Source organism: Gracilibacillus ureilyticus, from assembly GCF_900111195.1.
In the GTDB taxonomy this organism is placed as follows: Bacteria; Bacillota; Bacilli; order Bacillales; family Amphibacillaceae; genus Gracilibacillus; species Gracilibacillus ureilyticus.
Map to the genome: position 1 here is coordinate 113,450 of NZ_FOGL01000008.1, position 19,814 is coordinate 133,263.

General features: G+C 38.6%; 14 protein-coding genes. 7 read left to right on the forward strand and 7 right to left on the reverse strand.

Annotated features, from left to right (window positions below):
- Positions 1-25 precede the first annotated feature (25 nt).
- From BMW36_RS09570 to BMW36_RS09585, 4 genes are all read left to right on the forward strand, one after another.
- Positions 26-1,948 (forward strand): S-layer homology domain-containing protein, encoded by a 1,923-nt coding sequence (locus BMW36_RS09570; protein WP_089740650.1) that lies wholly within the window; start codon positions 26-28, stop codon positions 1,946-1,948.
- Positions 1,949-2,043: 95 nt separating this feature from the next.
- Positions 2,044-2,784, forward strand: a complete 741-nt coding sequence (locus tag BMW36_RS09575) for a WecB/TagA/CpsF family glycosyltransferase (RefSeq protein ID WP_089740651.1) — start codon at positions 2,044-2,046, stop codon at positions 2,782-2,784.
- On the forward strand, positions 2,781-4,334 hold the full coding sequence (locus tag BMW36_RS09580; RefSeq protein ID WP_089740652.1) for a putative polysaccharide biosynthesis protein: 1,554 nt from the start codon (positions 2,781-2,783) through the stop codon (positions 4,332-4,334). Before BMW36_RS09575 ends, BMW36_RS09580 begins: the two co-directional genes overlap by 4 nt.
- 168 nt (positions 4,335-4,502) lie before the next feature.
- Complete coding sequence (locus BMW36_RS09585) at positions 4,503-5,315, forward strand: nuclease-related domain-containing protein (protein WP_245711646.1); 813 nt, start codon at positions 4,503-4,505, stop codon at positions 5,313-5,315.
- Positions 5,316-5,929: 614 nt separating this feature from the next.
- Here BMW36_RS09585 and BMW36_RS09590 read toward each other — a convergent pair.
- The 6 genes from BMW36_RS09590 to BMW36_RS09615 form a co-directional block, all read right to left on the reverse strand.
- The gene (locus tag BMW36_RS09590; RefSeq protein ID WP_089740653.1) at positions 5,930-6,925 is read right to left on the reverse strand and encodes a hypothetical protein; all 996 of its coding nucleotides are present in this window, start codon (positions 6,923-6,925) and stop codon (positions 5,930-5,932) included.
- A gap of 77 nt (positions 6,926-7,002) precedes the next feature.
- A complete protein-coding gene (locus tag BMW36_RS09595; RefSeq protein WP_089740654.1) occupies positions 7,003-8,391 on the reverse strand; it encodes an MBOAT family O-acyltransferase in 1,389 nt (462 codons plus the stop codon).
- 118 nt (positions 8,392-8,509) lie between these two features.
- Complete coding sequence (locus BMW36_RS09600) at positions 8,510-10,246, reverse strand: S-layer homology domain-containing protein (protein WP_089740655.1); 1,737 nt, start codon at positions 10,244-10,246, stop codon at positions 8,510-8,512.
- Positions 10,247-10,387: 141 nt separating this feature from the next.
- On the reverse strand, positions 10,388-11,791 hold the full coding sequence (locus tag BMW36_RS09605; RefSeq protein WP_089740656.1) for a stalk domain-containing protein: 1,404 nt from the start codon (positions 11,789-11,791) through the stop codon (positions 10,388-10,390).
- Between the two features lie 171 nt (positions 11,792-11,962).
- Positions 11,963-13,207, reverse strand: a complete 1,245-nt coding sequence (locus BMW36_RS09610; RefSeq protein WP_089740657.1) for a copper amine oxidase N-terminal domain-containing protein — start codon at positions 13,205-13,207, stop codon at positions 11,963-11,965.
- Between the two features lie 127 nt (positions 13,208-13,334).
- Complete coding sequence (locus BMW36_RS09615; RefSeq protein WP_089740658.1) at positions 13,335-14,219, reverse strand: diacylglycerol/lipid kinase family protein; 885 nt, start codon at positions 14,217-14,219, stop codon at positions 13,335-13,337.
- A gap of 152 nt (positions 14,220-14,371) precedes the next feature.
- Here BMW36_RS09615 and BMW36_RS09620 point away from each other — a divergent pair, with 152 nt between their 5' ends.
- Both BMW36_RS09620 and BMW36_RS09625 read left to right on the forward strand, forming a co-directional pair.
- Positions 14,372-15,040: a hypothetical protein gene (locus tag BMW36_RS09620; protein WP_245711647.1), complete on the forward strand. Its 669-nt coding sequence runs from the start codon at positions 14,372-14,374 to the stop codon at positions 15,038-15,040.
- 2 nt (positions 15,041-15,042) lie between these two features.
- Positions 15,043-16,275 (forward strand): efflux RND transporter periplasmic adaptor subunit, encoded by a 1,233-nt coding sequence (locus BMW36_RS09625; protein WP_089740660.1) that lies wholly within the window; start codon positions 15,043-15,045, stop codon positions 16,273-16,275.
- Between the two features lie 326 nt (positions 16,276-16,601).
- Here BMW36_RS09625 and BMW36_RS09630 read toward each other — a convergent pair whose 3' ends face one another.
- Positions 16,602-17,444: an SDR family oxidoreductase gene (locus BMW36_RS09630; RefSeq protein WP_089740661.1), complete on the reverse strand. Its 843-nt coding sequence runs from the start codon at positions 17,442-17,444 to the stop codon at positions 16,602-16,604.
- Between the two features lie 251 nt (positions 17,445-17,695).
- Here BMW36_RS09630 and BMW36_RS09635 point away from each other — a divergent pair, with 251 nt between their 5' ends.
- Positions 17,696-19,711 carry an acyltransferase family protein gene (locus BMW36_RS09635; protein ID WP_089740662.1) on the forward strand — a complete coding sequence of 672 codons (2,016 nt, stop codon included), beginning with the start codon at positions 17,696-17,698 and terminating at the stop codon, positions 19,709-19,711.
- Positions 19,712-19,814 lie beyond the last annotated feature (103 nt).

Below are 19,814 nucleotides of genomic sequence, written 5' to 3' on the forward strand. Positions count from 1 at the left end.
ATAATAAAGGAGGAAAAGTCACGAAATGAAGAAGTTTTTTGCATACTTATTAAGTGTAACCTTAGTCCTTGGATTCATCTCACCAAAAGTCAGCTATGCAGCAGATGATATCACTGGACACTTCTTTGAACATTCGATCCGTACACTTGTCAACAAGGGGGTTTACAGTGGCTATGAGGATGGTTCATACAAGCCTGATAAGGAAGTTAGCCGGGCGGAATTTACTTCATTGTTAGTAAGAGCGCTTGATCTCTCTGTAAATGGCAGTACGAAAGAGTTTTCAGATGTCAGTGAAGGCGAATGGTATTATGAAGCCATTTCGATTGGTACAAGTCACGGTTTTATTTCCGGATATCCTAGTGGTGAATTCAAACCAGACGACAATATTACAAGGCAGGAGATGGCATCCATTATCCACCGTGCCGCAATTGCTCAGGGTCTTGTATATGGGGAAAAGCCGTTGACATTTTCAGATAACGGTCAGATTAATCCGGTTTTCCATTCATCTGTAAAGTACATGTTATATTTGAACATAATGGTTGGTAAAGGCGGAAACCGCTTTGCACCTAAAGATTTCACGACAAGAGGGGAAACAGCTGCAGTCCTTGTCCGTTTACTGGACCGGATCACCAATCCATTAGTAATTGTAGAAAAGACTAACTATAATTACACTTTTTCACACATGGTAGATGTTCAGATGACAAGAACACCAAAGGTTGATGGAGCGGGAATCTACATAGCGAGCCGCTCAATGATAGAATACTATGCGAATCCTAGTAATTTTGATCCGAGCTCAAGTGAATATTTCCAGTTCTTAGATCTTTCAAAAAGTGCGGGAGTGGACCCAACAGAGATAAACACGAAAGTATTATCAAATAAAGGTGTACTGACAGGACAAGCCAATGCTTTTATTCAAGCAGGAAAAGCAAATAATGTAAACGAAATATATTTAATCGCCCATGCACTGCATGAAACAGGGAATGGTGCATCCAGCTTAGCTAAAGGGATACCTGTTGATGATAAAGGGAATATCGTTGCAGAAAAGGATGCAAAACATACTGTATACAATGTGTATGGATATGGAGCAAAAGATAGTGATCCTATTAGAGGCGGAGCAAAATATGCTTTTGACAACAAATGGTTCACAGTAAAAGATGCTATTATCGGCGGTGCTGCTGATATTGCTGACAATTATATCAATGATGGACAAAACACATTATACAAAATGAGGTGGAACCCGGATAGCCCAGGTCATCCTCAATATGCGACACACGTTATGTGGGCAACGATCCAGGCAGGGAAAATGGACTCCATGTACAGTTTAATAGATAATAAGGTTCTAAATTTCGAAGTACCAGTATTCAACAGCCAGCCTGGTAAGACAACAAAACCATCTGGTGTTGCTCAATACTATGTTGATACTAGTGTAGCCGGCAAAGTGATGTACACAAGTGCCGATTATCTGAACTTCCGTACAGGACCAACTACAAGCTTTGATGTAATTACTCAATTGCCTCAAGGCACAAAAGTAACCTTAGTCGGCCATAATGGCGGATGGTACAAAATCACTGCAAACGGCAAAACAGGATGGGTAGACGGAAGCTATCTAGTGGAAAATAAAGATTCCTTGAAACAAGGTGATATCAATACACCCAGTACAGAGGAAGACGACAGTACAGAAGAAGCAGATAGCAATAACACCGAAGAAACTACCGAAGAATCACCACTGGAAATAAGCAGACTTCCATTACAGGAAGATGGCAATGCAACAGTTAACAAAGATTATGTTGCAGTAAGATCCGAACCTTTTGAAGAAGGTTATGAAGTAGTTACTGAGTTGAAACAAAACGCAAAGGTTACTGTCATCTTTAAGCAGGATGAATGGTATTACGTTTCTGCAGGTGGCAAGGCAGGGTTTATCCATCAGGATGAACTTAACGTACAATAGGATATGAATCAAAATAGAAGGAGACTTATATGTTTCCTTCTATTTTTATGTTAATATTTATTAGTATGGATCATTAGATGAAGGAGTTATAGTGAATGAAGACAGTAAATATCATGGATGTCCCTTTTCTTTATACGGACCAGTCCAATTTTGTTTCCTTAATAGATCAGCATATCCAATCAAAGGAAAGGACTTTTGTTGTTACAGCAAATCCGGAGATTGTGATGAAAGCTCAGGAAGATCCTGTATTTAAACAATATATTGATAAAGCAACATATGTAACAGCTGACGGTATTGGGATTGTAATCGGTGCAAAACTGTTAAATAATCCGTTGCCGGAAAGAGTAACAGGTTATGATACGATGATTCAATTACTGGAAAAAGCAAATCAGAACCATTATTCGATTTATCTTCTTGGCGCTCAGCAGGAAACCCTTGACAAGACAAAAGCAAATATTTTAAAAGATTACCCTAATGTAAAAATTGTCGGTTCCCATAACGGCTTTTTTGATTGGGACAATAATCAGATTGCTGACGAAATTGGTGAATTGAAACCTGATATGACATTTGTGGCTCTTGGTGTTCCAAGACAAGAGAAATGGATCGCTGAAAATATCGACCGTTTTTCTCACGGAATATTTATGGGGATTGGCGGTTCCTTTGATGTTATTGCAGGGACTGTGAAGCGTGCTCCAGTCGTTTGGCAGAAACTCAATTTAGAATGGCTTTACCGTTTAGCAAAACAGCCAAGCAGATGGAGGAGAATGATGGCCCTTCCCCATTTCGGTCTGAAAGTACTTGGAATGAAATTGACAGGAAAAGGTAAACCTTCATGAGTGCATCTACCTTTGTCAAAAGTACATTAATTTTAACGATTGCAACATTATTGTCGAAAGTATTGGGCAGTGTGTTTCGGATTCCATTGCAGAATATTGCAGGAGATGAAGTGTTAGGGATATTCAGTTTAGTTTATCCTGTATATATGGTGGCGCTAATACTATCCGTTGCAGGACTGCCTCTTGCTATATCAAAGTTGATCGCAGAAGCACATACTAAACAGGATAAAAGGTCTATCAGGGAGATTTATATTACAGCTAGCATTTTAGCGATTTTGTTCGGTATTGTGAGTTTCAGTTTGATATTCTTGTTCTCTGAATATATTGCCAATGCGATTGGAGGGCCTTCTACAAGAATTGCTTTAATCGTCGTTGCTGGTACATTACTTGTTGCACCTTATATGGCAGTATACCGTGGTTATTTCCAGGGAACAGGTGATATGAAACCAACTGCTCTTTCACAAGTGCTGGAACAGTTTGTTCGTGTAGGGCTTATTTTAGTCATTGCCTATTACTTAGTAGAGCAAGGATATTCTGATGAAATTATCGCAGGTGGGGTGATGGCTGGTTCCATTATTGGTGCTTTAGCTTCCCTTCTCTACTTACGGGTAAAATACCACAGAGCTCATATAGAAATACCCGAAGGCCATCAGTATTCTTTGCCTCTTTTTAAGAAATGGATGAAAGTCATCTTGTCAATTTCGATCCCGATTGCGATTGGGTCATTAACAATGGCTTTATTCAATATGGTTGATTCAGTTACCGTGACTTACGGGTTACGAGTATCAGGTGTCTCAACAGATGAGGTAAATTATTTGTATGGAATTTACGGAAGGGGTTTGACGGTTGTTCAGATTGCAACAGTTTTTGCAACATCGATTGTCCTTCCATTAGTGCCATTAATTACTCAGAAATTAACGAACAAAGATAGCGAAGGAACAAGGAACATCATTGAAAAAACATATCGTATGACACATTTAATTTCATGGCCGGCAGCTGCTGGTTTACTTGTATTAACTGCCCCATTAAATTTAGGCTTATTTACAAACATGGAAGATAATACGATGCTTGCAATCATTAATGCAAGCTCTGTTTTCACATCTTTCACGCTGCTAGGAACGGGAATTTTACAAGGGATGAACCTAGCCCGAACTGCGGCTTTTATAATTTTAGGCGGAGTTGTTTTAAAGACTGTAGCAAACACCTTGTTTGTTCAATGGTATGGACTAAATGGGGCTGCATGGGCCACAATGCTTGTTTATATTGTAATTTTTATTATTAACACGATCATTATATACCGCCATATACCTTTCAGACTGTTTGATAAAAATGTTATGAAGATCCTGTTCTCTGCAGTCGTAATGGGGGCTGTTATTGGTACTCCTTTATACTTTTTTGAAGCAGGAGAGATGACGAGATTAGCAGCAATGGGCTATGTAATGGTAGCTATCGCTATTGGAGCAGTTATCTATGGTGGACTGTTGATTCTGTTAAAAGCAGTGAATTTAGCAGAATTACCGGTTATCGGAAAAAGATTTAAGAAAAAGTAGGGGCAGGTGTACTGCCTCTTTTTTATTTAATAGAGTTGGTATATGATAGAAATGAATAATCTGGAAAGGAAGATGATGTTGAGAAAAAAATCGACAGAACTGCTGGTATATGAGCACTTAGCCAAGCGAAAGTCTTTATCAGAAGCGGAAGCAAAAAAACACAGGAAATTGAAAAGAGGATACGAAGGAGAGGTTTTATTTGATTCGTATGTAGAAGAAATAAAACAAGATTATATTCTGATCCGGAATATGTGGCTTTCCTGTAACGGTAAAGTTTTCGAAATTGATCACGCACTTTTAATCGAAAACGCGATTTATTTATATGAGGTAAAGAATTTTATCGGCGAATATTATTATTCCGATGATAAACTATATCTCTTTTCCGGTAGAGAAATTGACGATCCATTAACTCAATTAAAAAGAACAGAATCATTATTGAATCAATTATTCCATCAATTAGGTTACCAGGTTCCAACTCAGGCCGCCGTTGTCTTCGTCAACCCCGAATGCACAATCTTCAAAGCACCGCGAAATAAACTCCTGCTCCCAACACAATTAAATCGTTATTTTCGCACACTCCCTCAAAACAGACCAATAGATCCTAAATTCCACCATTTATCCAATAAACTTAATTCTTTAAGACTTGAAAAATCCCCCTACGAAAAACTTCCTGAATTTCATTATGAGGACTTACAGAAAGGAATCCCTTGTCTGAAATGTAACGGATTTTACAAAAGAGCTGAAGGAAAAATGTGTATTTGTCAGAACTGTGGAGAGAAAGAACTCGCCCAATCAGCAATACTGCGAAATATTGAAGAATTCATGATACTGTTTCCAAGCGAAAAAGTAACTAGTGAAAAAATAAGGGACTGGTGCAATATCCCGGTTCCCTTAAGAAGGATTTCGTATACCCTGCTTAAATACTTAGAAAAGAAAGGAACGAATACTGGCTCATATTATGTGAAGAAGCAGTTAGATTGAGAAATTGTAGTATTGGTAGCTTTAAGCGATTGGGATTGCATTTACATCATAAAGGAAAGTACGACAGCGTTAATTTGGGGAGAAATGTATTTGTAATTATGTGCTCTTCGTGTTTAAGAGGATGTTGTTTCTAGTGAAAATGCAAATTCACGTCGAAATCTTCTCTTGCATCAGCGGAGATTTGGTTGTGATCTCCTCTTCACGGCGAAATCTCATGCACTGAGCATGGAGATTTGGTTGTGAGCCTCGCTTCACGTCGAAATCTCATGCACTGAGCACGGAGATTTGGTTGTGATCGCTACTTCACGTCGAAATCTTCTCTTACATCAGCGGAGATTTGGTTGTGATCTCTACTTCACGTCGAAATCTTCTCTTGCACCAGCGGAGATTTGGTTGTGATCTCTACTTCACGTCGAAATCTCATGCACTGAGCATGGAGATTTGGTTGTGAGCCTCGCTTCACGTCGAAATCTTCTCTTGCATCAGCGGAGATTTGGTTGTGATCTCCTCTTCACTTTGAAATCTCATGCAGCAAGCATCAAGATTAATTATGGCTCCCAGAGCTCCCCACACTAATACCCCGCTGCCAACAGCGGGGTATCCACTCACACGCATTATTCTTTTGTTAAATAAATGCCAAAGTCCTCTGGTACTTCTGCGGGGTTTTCTTCACTTATTCGTTTTGCAATCAGCTTTCCGACTTCTGGATAGAAGTGGTGGCCGTCAAAATAATTGGATAAATCCTCTGTTACGGAATTAGGGTACATAAAATGATGCACTCCCCCAAAAACATCGACCAAATCATCCAGCCAGCGTTCATAGCCTGCTTCATTGCCCTCTTCAATCATTGCACGGTATAACGGGGCAGATATCGGTGTGGTAAAGATGACAAATTCCGTGTCGGGATTTTCCTCCTTTAAATGCTGCAGTACTGATTTCATTTCTTTATTATATTGGTAATTCTCGCCATAAAACTGCTGGCGGAATTTGTATATTTTCGCCTTTGTCTCTTCCTCGATTGTACCGAGTTCAAAATGTTTGGCAAATGCAGTATTCTCCCGATTATAATTTCTTAGATCAACGATTTGGTCGTTTTGTGATAAACGGTAATTTTTTCTGGCATATTCCAGCACATCGAGAGAGAGCAAATTTTTCCAGCGGTAAAAAGGTTCTTTCACTTTTTCTGTATATGGCTCGAGTGAGACAGGATCAGTACTTTCTTTCAGACTGCTTTTAAAAAAATCTACACCTATAATAATCCGCTCAAATTCGCTGCCTTTCTGCTCTTTTGCAAAATCAATCATCGCTTCATATTCGAGAAAAGACAGATCACTTGCAGCAAAATTATAGACATCCATTCCGGTAAATTCTTCTGCAGGTATGTAAGTAGTCCTGCTGCTGCCAATTAACAGTGTATCGTAATCCGATTTCCCGTAATATAACTGATTCACCTTCTGTTGACGCTCATCAATAACAAACTGCACGTCGTTATTTTCATGAGAATGGCTGAATGTCCAGAGCGGATCAATCCAGTAATTGAATCCACCTATTGCCAGTAATACAGCAATTACTAATACAAGAAACACGGATGTAAAGAGCTTATATGACATGAAAAAATCTCCTTATTTTATAAAAATCAACGCCTTTGGGTACTCGTCTTCACAGCAGTCATCCAGCTTATTTTTTCTTAAAAATTAAAATAGAGAAACTCTGACACCTGCTGAAGTCTTAATGCTGCGTAAATGAACAAACATGCAGCGAATGCGGCATAGACAGGATTAGGGCGCAGTCTATCTGTCCACTGGATCGAGTTTTTGACAAACAATGCCAGGAGTGATGCACCAATTAAATAGATAAGCAGCTTGTCAGAGTTTTCCATAAACAACTCCATTGTGACAGGTACTGAATCGAAACGAACCATTGCTGTCAGTACATTGAGTGCTGTCGCAAAATCAGGAGCTCTGAAGAAAACCCATGTTGCATTAATAAATTGAAAGGTAACAAACCATGCAACAATGGCCGGAAGTTTTAGACCTAACTGATGCCAAAGTCTGTGAACCATCATCGCCATTCCATGCATCACACCCCATGCAATAAACGTCCAGCCAGCCCCGTGCCAAAAACCGCTGATAAAGAAAACGATAAAAATATGTATATAAGTTCGGCCAACAGATACACGATTTCCACCCAACGGAATATAGATATAACTTGTTAAAAACCTTGATAATGTAATATGCCATCTCCGCCAGAAATCCTGAATGCTTACTGCTTTATATGGAGAATCAAAATTTATTGGCAAACGGATATTAAACAGCAATGCTAAGCCAATCGCCATATCTGAATACCCGCTAAAATCGAAGTATAATTGAAAAGTGTACGAAAGTGATGTAATCCAGCCGTCTGCCAGTGTGAGACTGGCTGAATTAGCGAAACCTTCATTTGCCCATATCGCGAATGTATCGGCAATCGCTACTTTTTTAAACAGACCAATCGAAAATAGAAACAGTCCCTTAGCGATATTCTCACCATTCATCCGTTTATTTGTTCTGTCTACATACTGCCCCATTACTTCCTTATGATGAACAATTGGCCCTGCAATTAACTGCGGGAAAAAGGAAATAAATAAGGCATAATGAAGAAAACTGTTTTCCTCCACCTTGTTCTGGTATACATCGACGAGATATGCAATCTGTTGAAAAGTATAAAAACTGATGGCCAGGGGCAATATTAAATGCAGGAAGTTATAGTTTGTATCAAATAAAAAGTTAATGTTGCTAACAAAGAAATCGTAATATTTAAAGAATCCGAGCAGACTGACATTAAAGATAATTCCAATCGTCAGAATAAGTTTACGATTTTTCTTCCTCTTTAATAAGAAAGTTCCGAATCCGTAATTAATAATAATGGATGCGAGTAACAGCCATAAATAAACAGGATTCCACCAGCTGTAAAAAAATAAGGAACCGACAAACAGCCATGCTTTTCCAATCGTCGGATGAATTTTATTACATATAAAATAACCAAAAAACATAACAGGTAAAAATACAAAAATAAACTCAAACGAGTTGAATAGCATAACGGCAAGCTCCCTCACTAATCTTTAATCAAACACAATCATACTACAAATGTCTAATATTGTCATGCTTACTTTTTTTCTCAAAAGAAAAAGAGAGGAATACTTTTTTCCTCTCTGATCACTCTTCTGTTGCTCTGTATAAAAATGCAGTAAATTGGGCTCTCGTTACAGATACGTCCGGACGATATGTTCCGTCAGGGAAACCTGTCGCCAAATTATTGGCTGCCAGTGCATTGACATAGTCATATCCCCAGTGGGTTGTTTTTACATCTGGGTAATAACCTTTATCTGCCATTGGAATTTCAAAAGCTTTTTGTAACAATACTGCCATTTCAGCTCTTGTTAGTTTGTCGTTCTGCTTGAAGTATCCATTTCCTTTACCTGTTAACAGGCCTGCATTTTCAGCTGCTGCTATATATTTATAATATTTGTCCGTTGTTTTCACATCTTTAAAACCGGGATTTGTTACATTCGACATATCTAAATTCAACTGATTTGCTAATAATATAGCTGCCTGGCTTCTTGTAATGGCATTGTTTGGCCGGAATGTCTTATCAGGATAACCGGATATTGTTCCATTTCCTACAAGTGTTTCAATTTCATCATATGCCCAGAAATCGTAGCGTACATCAGTAAAAGTTGATGGTGGTGCTGTAGAGATTGCCAGCAAGGTCGTGGATACAGCTCTCTCGTAACCGTCAGATGGTGAGTTCGCCAGTGTAGCAAACTGATTGCCAGGATATCTGACAGCCATTGTTGTCGAACCGCCTCCATCTAGATTCAGTGCCCTGTCTACACCTAAATCAACCAGATAGTTCGCAAATTCCCGTAAACTCATCCCCGTACTGTAGCCGCTTTGTCGCCCGTCAACCGTAATATAATAAACACGGTCACCAGATTTGCTGATGGCAACAGCAGTTCTCGGCGCTCTTGTTCTGGCATTTGGACTATTAGGATCCATTGTCATCGAGACTTTTCCGTCTTTCACAAGCAATGGCCCGCTCGCTAACATAAACTGAGACTCTTTCCATTTACTATCAACATTTATTGATAATGAAATAGAATCTCCTTCTTTAATATTCTCTAAATCTTCCATCCCTTCACCAATACCTGAAATAACAAATCCGTTCTCAGGAATTGCTGTTTTGGATGTATCACCTTTTGCCCGGACTTTGGATACTTGTCCTGTAACAGTTGTCCCAAATTCATAGGTAGGTTTTGTTGGTAGTGTTACAACAATCTCTCTCCCGTATTGATTGGTATCGGTATAGCTGCTAGTGAAATCTGACGTATATAATATCGTTTCATTCTCGTACCGCAGTTTGTTCGTACTGGTAATATCATATGTATTCCCATTGTGAGTATAGGTCATATCAATATTGTAATAATCGATAATTCCTTTTCCGCTGCTGTTTACACCAAAAGCAATCGGCTGGTTCACATATTTATCGGATCCAGGGAAAATTTCACCGGCATGGATCAATTTATTATCCTTTGACACGAGGTTCATTGCAGTGCCTAAATGGAAAAAGGATGCATTAATTGCACCGACTACCGAATGTCCCTGTGTCGAGTTACGTCTCGCTTGTGATGTTGTTCTCTCAAGAGCATTCAGCGCTATCGGCACTCCGACATCTATATGTGTATATTGATTCGGTAAATAAACTCCAAGAACCCGAACAGCTTGTTTGGTACTTCCGTCAGACAATCGAATATCTGTATAAGTCACACCTTCTGAAACGGAAAACTGGTCTTTGACAGTGGCTGCATTTACTCTTACTAAAGGTTCAAACACTAAGGCTAAAACAATCAAAACTACTAAACTACTTAAAATCTTTTTCCCCTGTTGCTTCAATTCATAACTCTCCTTCTAAAGTTGTCATCCTCTCATATTATAAACCTATTAACCTTTAATTAATAGATTTTTTTTATTTTTTTGGATAAATTAGGTATTTCCTCCTGCATAAAAAAAGCCTCTCCCTTTCTCAGGAAGAGACTAATGAGTATAGTGGCGACTGATAGAGACTTTTTTTTCGGCCTGATCCCAGTTTACCTTTGCTCCTAAACCTTCAGAAATAAAACGTACCGGGACAAATGTAACACCATTAATAATTTGTGGTGCCACATCAAGATGATAGACTCTGTCATTAATAAATGCCTTCTTATAATTCGCCTGTAATTTTATGGTCGTACTTCCCTCAGTAATGGTAATTTCTTCTGTCATTTGGTCCCAGTTTACGTCCATTTTTAAATATTCACTGATTAATCTTAACGGAACCATTGTACGGCCATGATAGATAAACGGTTTTTCCTGATATAATTCAACTTGCTCTTCTTCATTATATAAATAAGCATATTCTTCCTGCATGATAATTCCTATTTGGATTAATTCCTGTTCGCCTTCATCAAAATAACTGTCCATTGAGAAAAAATCGACTGCATATTCTATTGTTACAGGCTCGCCTTGAATATCCTTTATTCCCGTAATTTCAATCAGATACTTGCCGTCATAGATGGAAATACCGCTGGGCCTGAATATAATTGCGTTGTTGATTCCATATCTTTCGTTATTCACATTAAAATACTTATTTGTACTGCTAACATGATTATACTGATGATCAAGTATCCATTGCTTATTATCTGACTGCCTTGTAATAGTAACTTGAACTTCCTCTTCCTTAGGAAGTGAATATTTGTCAGGGTTTAGAGAAACCGACCATGGATGATCACCTTTAAACACCTCTGCAGGGAAATTCGCTACTGGCCATGCAATATAGTTATAGTTGACAGCATCCTGACGGCTTTGATCAAATACTTGCATTGTACCATTGGAGTCGGCTAATCCGAAGCCTGTTTTTTTCAATGGCGGGTTTAAAATCCAGCGCCTGTGCCCAACACTCTCCATATTATGGCCGGTATCAGGCATATAACCGTCAATTATATTTGCCCATAAGTTGTTTCTGCCATATGATATATTACTGGTAGAAGTAGATTGATAACCTCTGTGGTAAAATTCTTTACTCATATCTTCCGGTTTTTGAGGGGTATGTGAGAAATCTCCCGAGGCTGCCAATAACAATGCTCCGTGTTGTGCTAAATCATTCAATCCCGGATCCAGGATGACGTCTCCTGGTAATCCTGCCAGTCTCCGCACAAAATTTGTCCCTTGTAAAGCCTGGTTTAACAGACTTTTATCAACAGTTCCGAGCTGATACGGATAAGAGATAATTGGTAGGGTTTCATGTGTCTGACTGATATTTGCGTTCTCTATATCTTCCCACATCTTCTTAATTTCAACTTTACTAGGAAAATTGAGTGGTGCTGCTGACAGATTGCCAACAGGTAAAATACATATAAATATTATGAGAGCAATAATACCTTTCTGTAATCCCCGATCCATCTGTCCCACCCCCTTTTAATCTGTTTCTACTAATATATTACCCTAATATTTATAGCTTATATACAAAAAAAGATAATTATTCTTTTTTTTGAATTTTCTCTTTACCCCAACATATATTTTAGAGCCAAAAAAAAAGCATTGCCGCAATAAGCAGCAATGCCTTTCTTTCTATTACATAGCTTCGTCTAATTCTTCATATCCTTCAAGGTCACCGTAAGCTTCTTCGAAAGAAACTGCATTATCGATAACTTCTTGAGGAATCGTAATCTTTTCAAGTGTGTTTACATTAGAATAAGTGTTTTCCATGTTCTGAACGATAGAAATTTCTTCACCTTCTACAGTAATCACGATATCTGAAGTCATTGTATCAGAAATTGGTAAAAGTGTTTCTTTGTCTAACACAGAAACGATATCCAATTTGTTAATGTTAAACTGTAAATTTTCAAAGATTTCTTCTTCTTCCGCACCTAATCCTAAATCAGAAAGGCTTAGAATTTCAGCTAATAACTCTTGGAAACCATCTCCAGAAACAGAGATATGTAACTCATAAGTGTCTTCGTTTTCAACAACTTCTACTTTATCGTAGAAACGTTCCATTAATTCATACTGTGCTGATGGATCGATTTGTAGGTCACCAAGATCTGCGAATTCTTCCGCAAGCTCATCTTCATACTTAATCCATTGATCAGTTAAAGAATCATACTCATAGTAACCCTCTTCAGTCATATATGACTCAACAGAGATCTCCTCACCAAGTTGTTCCATTGACATGGACATTGCCTGATACATACCGAATGGATCAAGAACCATATCCATTTTCAGATCCATATCCATGCTGATTTCTTCACCAAGCATTGTCATTGTCTGGTCAATATTCATATCAGCTGAGAAGCTGTTTAATTCAACTTCTACAAGCTTTTTCAATAATTCCTGTGTAGCAGCATCAGTTTCATCTGCTGGTTCTTCAGCAGGCTCTTCTTCCGTTGTTTCAGTGATAATTGTTACTACTTTGTTTTCATGATCCCATGAAACATCTGCACCAACGTTTTCCATAACAAAGCTTAAAGGTACAAACATTCTTGCATTTTTGATGGAAAGTGGAGCATCAATATCAACAGTTTCACCATTTAATACAACAGAAGTCGCATCAATTGTCATTTCCATTGTAATATCATCTTTTACTAGTGTTGCAGTTTCTGTTTCTGCATTCCAAGTAATTTCCAGGCCTAGTTTTTCAAAGACACCGCGTACTGGTACAAGAACACGATCTTCCTGGATATAAGGAGCCACTTCGAAGTCAACTTCCTCATTGTTAAATACTACTGTTACTTCTTTCTCTGCTGCTAAAGCCTGAAATGGTGATACAGCCATAAACAGACTAGCAATTAGCATCATACTGATTACTAAACGTTTCAAGAAATCTCCTCCTAAAAAAATTTTCTTACGATTCTATTATACTATAAGTTACTACAATTTTCCTCTATAAAATTGGAAAAAGTTAATTTTTTTGGGATATTCGGGTTCAGATAGTAATATTATTAATCTAATTCTGGGTCAATACTCGTAAATGTTTTGGTAAAATGCTTAGGTGCAGAGGGGTAGCAGTACCCTCATCCCCATCGACATTTGCTATTTTCGTTTCTTCTGTTGTGATAGTTAATTCTTTGACTTTAAAATATTCCACCTGTTCCTGTTCCTTCAAAGAGCCGCTCATTAATTTCGTCAGCATGGCGACACCTTCGAAATTCGTTAATTGTTTGATCACAAACACATGAAAATAGCCATCATCAATTTCTGCTTCCTTAATCAGGTTCTTCCAGCTTGCAAATGTATCTGTTACTGCAACTAAAACGAGCATTGCTTCCAACTCTACCTTGTCTCCGCCCGTTTCAATTGCAACACGGAACACATCTTTTTCACGGAATTTTTTCAAGCCTTCGAGTAAATACGCAAGTGAACCTAATTTGGACTTCTGCTCTGTCGTTACATGATACGTAGCTTCTGCTATCGCACCGACGTTCACTAAATTGACAAAATACTGCTGATTGACTTTTCCTACATCCACATTTTTCATAACACCATTTTCGATCAGCTGCAGGGCAGCCTGTGGTCTTAGCGGGATATCTACGGCACGGGCAAAATTATTGACAGTACCAAGCGGGACCACGTGCAGTACCGGCCGATTCTCTCTTGTCACTAATGCATTGATTACTTCATTAATTGTTCCATCGCCACCCATTACGACTAATAAATCTATTTCTTCTGCACATGCATCTTCAGCATAGCGCTTAGCATCATTTTCTTTTTCTGTCAGCAGTACTTCAAACTGGTAATCATTCTTTGTCAGTAAATCTTCTGCCATTTCTTTATACTTCATACTCTCTTCTGTACCTGAGCTTGGGTTTATAATTATGAGCGCCTTTTTCAAAAAGGGTCCCTCCTCTTCTTATTCTATCTATTATTTTCCCCAAAAATCGAAAGTATATCAAATATTAGAAATATATTGATGATATAATATGACAGTTTCCTCAAATTCTATTACAATATTATGTATGACATTGGAATAAAAGGATGAAAATGATGAAAAGAAATACGTTAATTGAATGGATTATTTCACCAGATGATCAATTAGAAAGGGTGAAACATGCAGAACATGCAGAAAACTTATGGAAAACTGCTACTCTATTAATCATTGCAAGTTTTCTAGTTTATGGATGGATGGCCAGTATCGGTATGGGATCACATCTGATATCAATTTCAATAACCGATATGCCGAATCTGGCGTATAATGCAGATAAATTCTGGTTTGTAATAGGAAGAGCAATATTCGGACTGCTATTCGCACTAATTATCCTATTTCTGATCAGTTACTATTTTTATTTATTGACAGAACTGCCGTTCAGGAAAATTCTATTAATGCAGCAAGTAGTATTCTTTGTGATGCTGATTGAGAGAATTATTTGGATTCCATTATATACATATGGTGGACTGGATTGGTATGTATCACCATTATCTTTTGGAATAATTGCATCCTATTTCACGGATAAATTATGGATTGAGACATTTTTCGGGTCTATTTCCTTATTTCAATTATGGATTATTTTCTTCCAGGCGAAGTTTATCCTGAAATTATCCATTCTTGAAAAATATAAAGTGTGGATTGCAGTGATCCTTCTTCATCTGATCAGTTACGCAATTGTTACACTATTATCCTACTTTGACAATATCCTATTGGATGGGTGGTTTTAATCATGAAGAAAAAAGTTACGATAATTAGTGCCATTCTCTTTATTTTAATCAACATTACTTTGCTTGTTTTAGATGATAAAGGGAAAATTGACCGGATTTCTCATGTGAAGAACTGGACAGCAGCAGGCACGATGGATATGAAAGAAATTTTAGAAAAAGATGGTGTCCTTTCCGGAAGAGAAAATCATTTATATTTCGATAATTCTGTTGGCAGCTTCCAGGAATTCCTTATAGCGCAAGGTGATCCTGTCACTGCAGGTGATCCGTTATATACATATGTTGTTGATGATTATAATGCATCATGGAATGCGATCAACAGTAATATCGGGAAACTGGACAACGAGATAACTGCGCTTGAGGACATTATCCGCCAGATGGAAAGTTTTACGATTCCAAGAACGAGCAACAGCTCCTCCACATTTTCGATAAATAACGATGACTATGAAATAGATTTACCATCAAATCAGGGTGAGGTAATTGGTTCCGAATTACAGAAGGAACAGTTTATTTTAGAAAAGGAAAAAGAACTTGCCCAAAAAAATGCGGAACGAGACAGTCTTCAGGAACAGTTAAATGAATTGGAAAATACCGGTGATACCATTACAGTAACAAGCCCTTATGAAGGGACAGTCAGCACACTGCAATACACTCTCGACGATCCTTTCATTACTATTATGGACGAGGCTTTGTACGTGAAAGCAAAGTTATTAGAGGACGAACGACCGGAAGTAACGGAAGGAATGGAGGCAGCTATCATTCAGCCGGATACTTTAGCAAGCTGGGAAGCATCTGTAACAAAAATCAGCCAGACACCTGAAGAAGTTGATTTGAACAGGAACAGTATTTACCCGCTTGAAATAGAGTTTAATGAAGAAGAAACTACGGAGGAACTGCTTCCTGGCTATCATGTTGACCTTACTATTACATTGAAGGAGTCCTTGAATGCAGTGGTTCTTCATGAGGATGAAGTGGATAACCATGCGATTTGGATTATGCAGGATAATGGCATTCTTAAGAAACAGGTAATCGAAACAGGAATTGAATCCTCTGAATATATGGAAATCATTAGCGGGCTGAATGAGGGACAGCTCGTAGCGTATGAAGACTTTGATCAGTTCAGGAACAAGACTCCTTTTACCACCCCATTGGAAATGGACAAAATCAATTGGAGAACGGTGAAACCGGAAGTCGCCGATTGGAAAAAGCACCTCGTAATGGGACTGCTTGTCCGTTAAAAGAATATGCTCACCATATGCCAGAACCAGTTACTGTGGTTCTGGTTTTATGATTTTTGGAGAGGGACTTGGACAGGAGACTATGTTCCGCTGGGTGCCTTCTGCTTTTGCTTCAAGACATTCGGAGACTCGCTGATTACATTAACTCCATGCTGTTTATGTTTCATAGCATTCGGAGGCTAGCTGAATGCCATGGACTCCCTGTATTTTATGCGCCCTAGCTTTCGGAGTCCTACTGAATGTCTTAGCCTCCCTGTTGCTTTTGCTCCACGGCATTAAGAATACATTGTGCACTCTGACCACTAAAAACTCTGTTCAAGCCTTCTTTATTTATTTTTGCCTGACAATAACCTGCTGATAATTATTTTTTCCAACAGCCGCCATGGCAGGCACCGTTTGGCAAGTGATAACAATTTGGCCCCTTTTCCTACAGGATAACGAAATCCCGGTCTCTTCTTTTCACAAATTTTTGTAATAAGACGAGCTACCTCTAGTGGATCTGCCTTAGATTTTGCTGACTCTGCTGCATAGGATAAAACAGCCTGCTTTAACTCATCTTCTTCCAACTGTTTCCACTGAATACTCGCAAGTCCCTTCTCCCATATTTTCGTTTGATAGGAAGCTGGCTGTACAAGGGAGACATAAATATTTTCCTTCAATAACTCCAGTCGCAAACTTTCGCTGAATCCTTCTATTGCAAACTTGGAGGCACAGTATGGAGACAGTCCGGGAAATCCAAGAGATCCGCTAACACTGCTGATATTAACAATATGCGCTTTCCCTGCCTCCCTTAGTAATGGCAGCATCGTTTTTGTTACTCGAAGAACACCATGCACATTTACGTTAAACTGATTTTGCCATTGTTCGACAGTCAGATCTGAGACAAACCCGCCCTGAGAGTATCCCGCATTGTTTATTAATATATCGATTTTGCCATAGCGCTTTATCAATTCATTTTTTACTGATTGAATCTCTTCCTTTTTTGTTACATCCAGTTGCAGGATGTCTAATCTATCAATAAAACCGCTATTTTCCACTTTTTCGACAAGCTCATCCTTATTTTTCACATCACGCATTGTTGCAATAACCCGATAGCCTTTTTTTAAAAATTCCAGCACGGTTAGTAAGCCGAATCCGCTGTTTGTACCAGTTATTAATACGACTTTCATGAAACAACCCCCAAACGCTCGCAACATATAAGTAAGTATTTTTTCATAAAACCAGTTTTCTAAGTACCCCTTTATTTTACATGATTGATACGAATATGATAGAGTTCTGCCCTTTTTTTGGTCAGTAAGTCTTGCTAACTTTTCTAAACACCTTCTTTTTACTACTTAGAAATGTTATTATTTATTAGATGCATGAACAATAGACGTTGGAAGAACAATAATCTTAAATGGAATTAACGGAGATGAGAATAATGAAAGATTTAATCGTACCTGAGAAAAAATTCAGACCCGAAATTGAAGGGGTGAGAGTGTTAGCTGCATTTCTAGTAGCGGTCTATCACATCTGGTTCGGGAAAGTCTCAGGTGGAGTAGATGTATTCTTTATTGTCTCAGGATATCTGATCACAACTTCTTTATTATCCAGAGTGGCAAAGCTCGGGACAATCAATTTAACAGAATACTACCTTGGCCTTGTTAGAAGACTGTGGCCTCTAGCATTAACTGTCGTTTTATTTACAATTACAGCTTCTTATTTAATTTTCCCCGCATCGCGCTGGATAACGATCGTACAGGAAGCATTATCGTCCATATTTTATTATGAAAACTGGCAACTGGCGTTCAACTCAGTTGATTATTTGGCACAAAATGTGGATGCAAGCCCTTTTCAGCATTTCTGGGCATTATCGCTCCAGGGCCAATTTTATATCACCTGGCCATTTATCATTTTCCTTGCATATTTTCTTGCAACGAGAATATTTAAAACACCATTAAGAAAAACCTTGCTGACAATTTTAGTCGTCATGTTTATCGCTTCACTAAGCTATTCTGTCTATATTACCGAAGTTAATCAGCCGTGGGCTTATTTTAATACATTTGCCCGTGTTTGGGAATTCAGTCTTGGCGGAATTCTGGCATTGCTCCTCCCGTATCTGAAGCTGCCTAAAGTTGTTTCATTTATCGTCGGCTGGACCGGGTTCTGTATTATTTCCTTAACGGGAATGGTGCTGCCTGTATCGGATGTATTCCCTGGATATGCAGCGTTACTGCCGATAACTGGAGTAATTTTTGTAATTGTTTCAGCAGAAAATGCCAGTGGATTTGGTGTGCAAAAACTGCTTGGCACGAAACTTTTCTTATTTTTAGGCAGTGTTTCTTATGCCTTTTACTTATGGCACTGGCCATTGTTTATCTTTTATCTTGCATATTTTGATGTAGAAAATGTGACTGTTTTAGCCGGTATATTAATTATCATTGTCGCATTTATTCTGTCACTGGTAACCTCAAGGCTGATTGAGAAACCAATCCAGAAACTGTCACCACGAAATGCAAAAAAGAAAATTATAGCTATTGCGGCGTCGTTTCTGATTCCTGTTGCAGGTGTAGCCATTGCGTGGAATATGTATGGACAGCAATTGCTGAATGATCCGATTAACGGAACAGATATGTCCCAGGTGGCTAAGCAGGAATACTACACTGGATTAGAAGAATTACCGGAAGAATACTATTCCAACAATGAAGAAGAAGAGCTCGTTCCTGACTTTATCAGTGTCACGAAAGATTTGCCGGAATTTTATCAACAGACAGAATGTTATACGACAATGATCGGAGAAGGCGTGAAGACATGTTCCTATGGGGATACGACAGATCCGGAATACACCCTCGCACTGGTCGGAGGCTCTCACTCTGGACACTGGTTCCCGCCAATCGTCACAGCAGCAGAGCAATTAAATATTGAAGTCCAGCTTTATTATAAAGATGCCTGCAGATTCAGTACCGATGATTTTAACGGCGGATTAGATGAAACGTGTATGAGCTGGAATGAAGAGCTTGTGGAAGTATTAGAAAAAGACATGCCTGATATGATTTTTACAACCGCAACGGTAGAAGGTTCACTGGAGATTCCGCAAGGCTATATCGATCTCTGGGAAAATTACGAGGGCAGAGCAGAAATTATCGCCATAAGGGATACACCAAAATTTCCTTATGAAGTTCCGGCATGCGTGGAAGATAAAGGGATGAATGATTGCCACACAGAGCGCGAAGGAATGATGGAAGATGGAAAGCTTACAGAAGAAGGCAGAGATTTACCAGAAAATGTGCATTTAATCGACTTTAGTGATTATATCTGTGATGATGACACATGTTACTCTGTGCTTAATAATATTATTATCTATCGTGATACGAATCATATTACCACAACATTCTCCGAAACGTTGGCAGCACCAATGAGACGGGAATTAACGGAAGTAATTGAATCGCTAAGTTAGACGAGGTTTATCAAAAGGCTGAAAAGATTATCTTTTCAGTCTTCTTTGTATGGTATACGTGGACTGAACAGGGTGGCGGCGGGCGGTGCTTGAGATTTCGTCC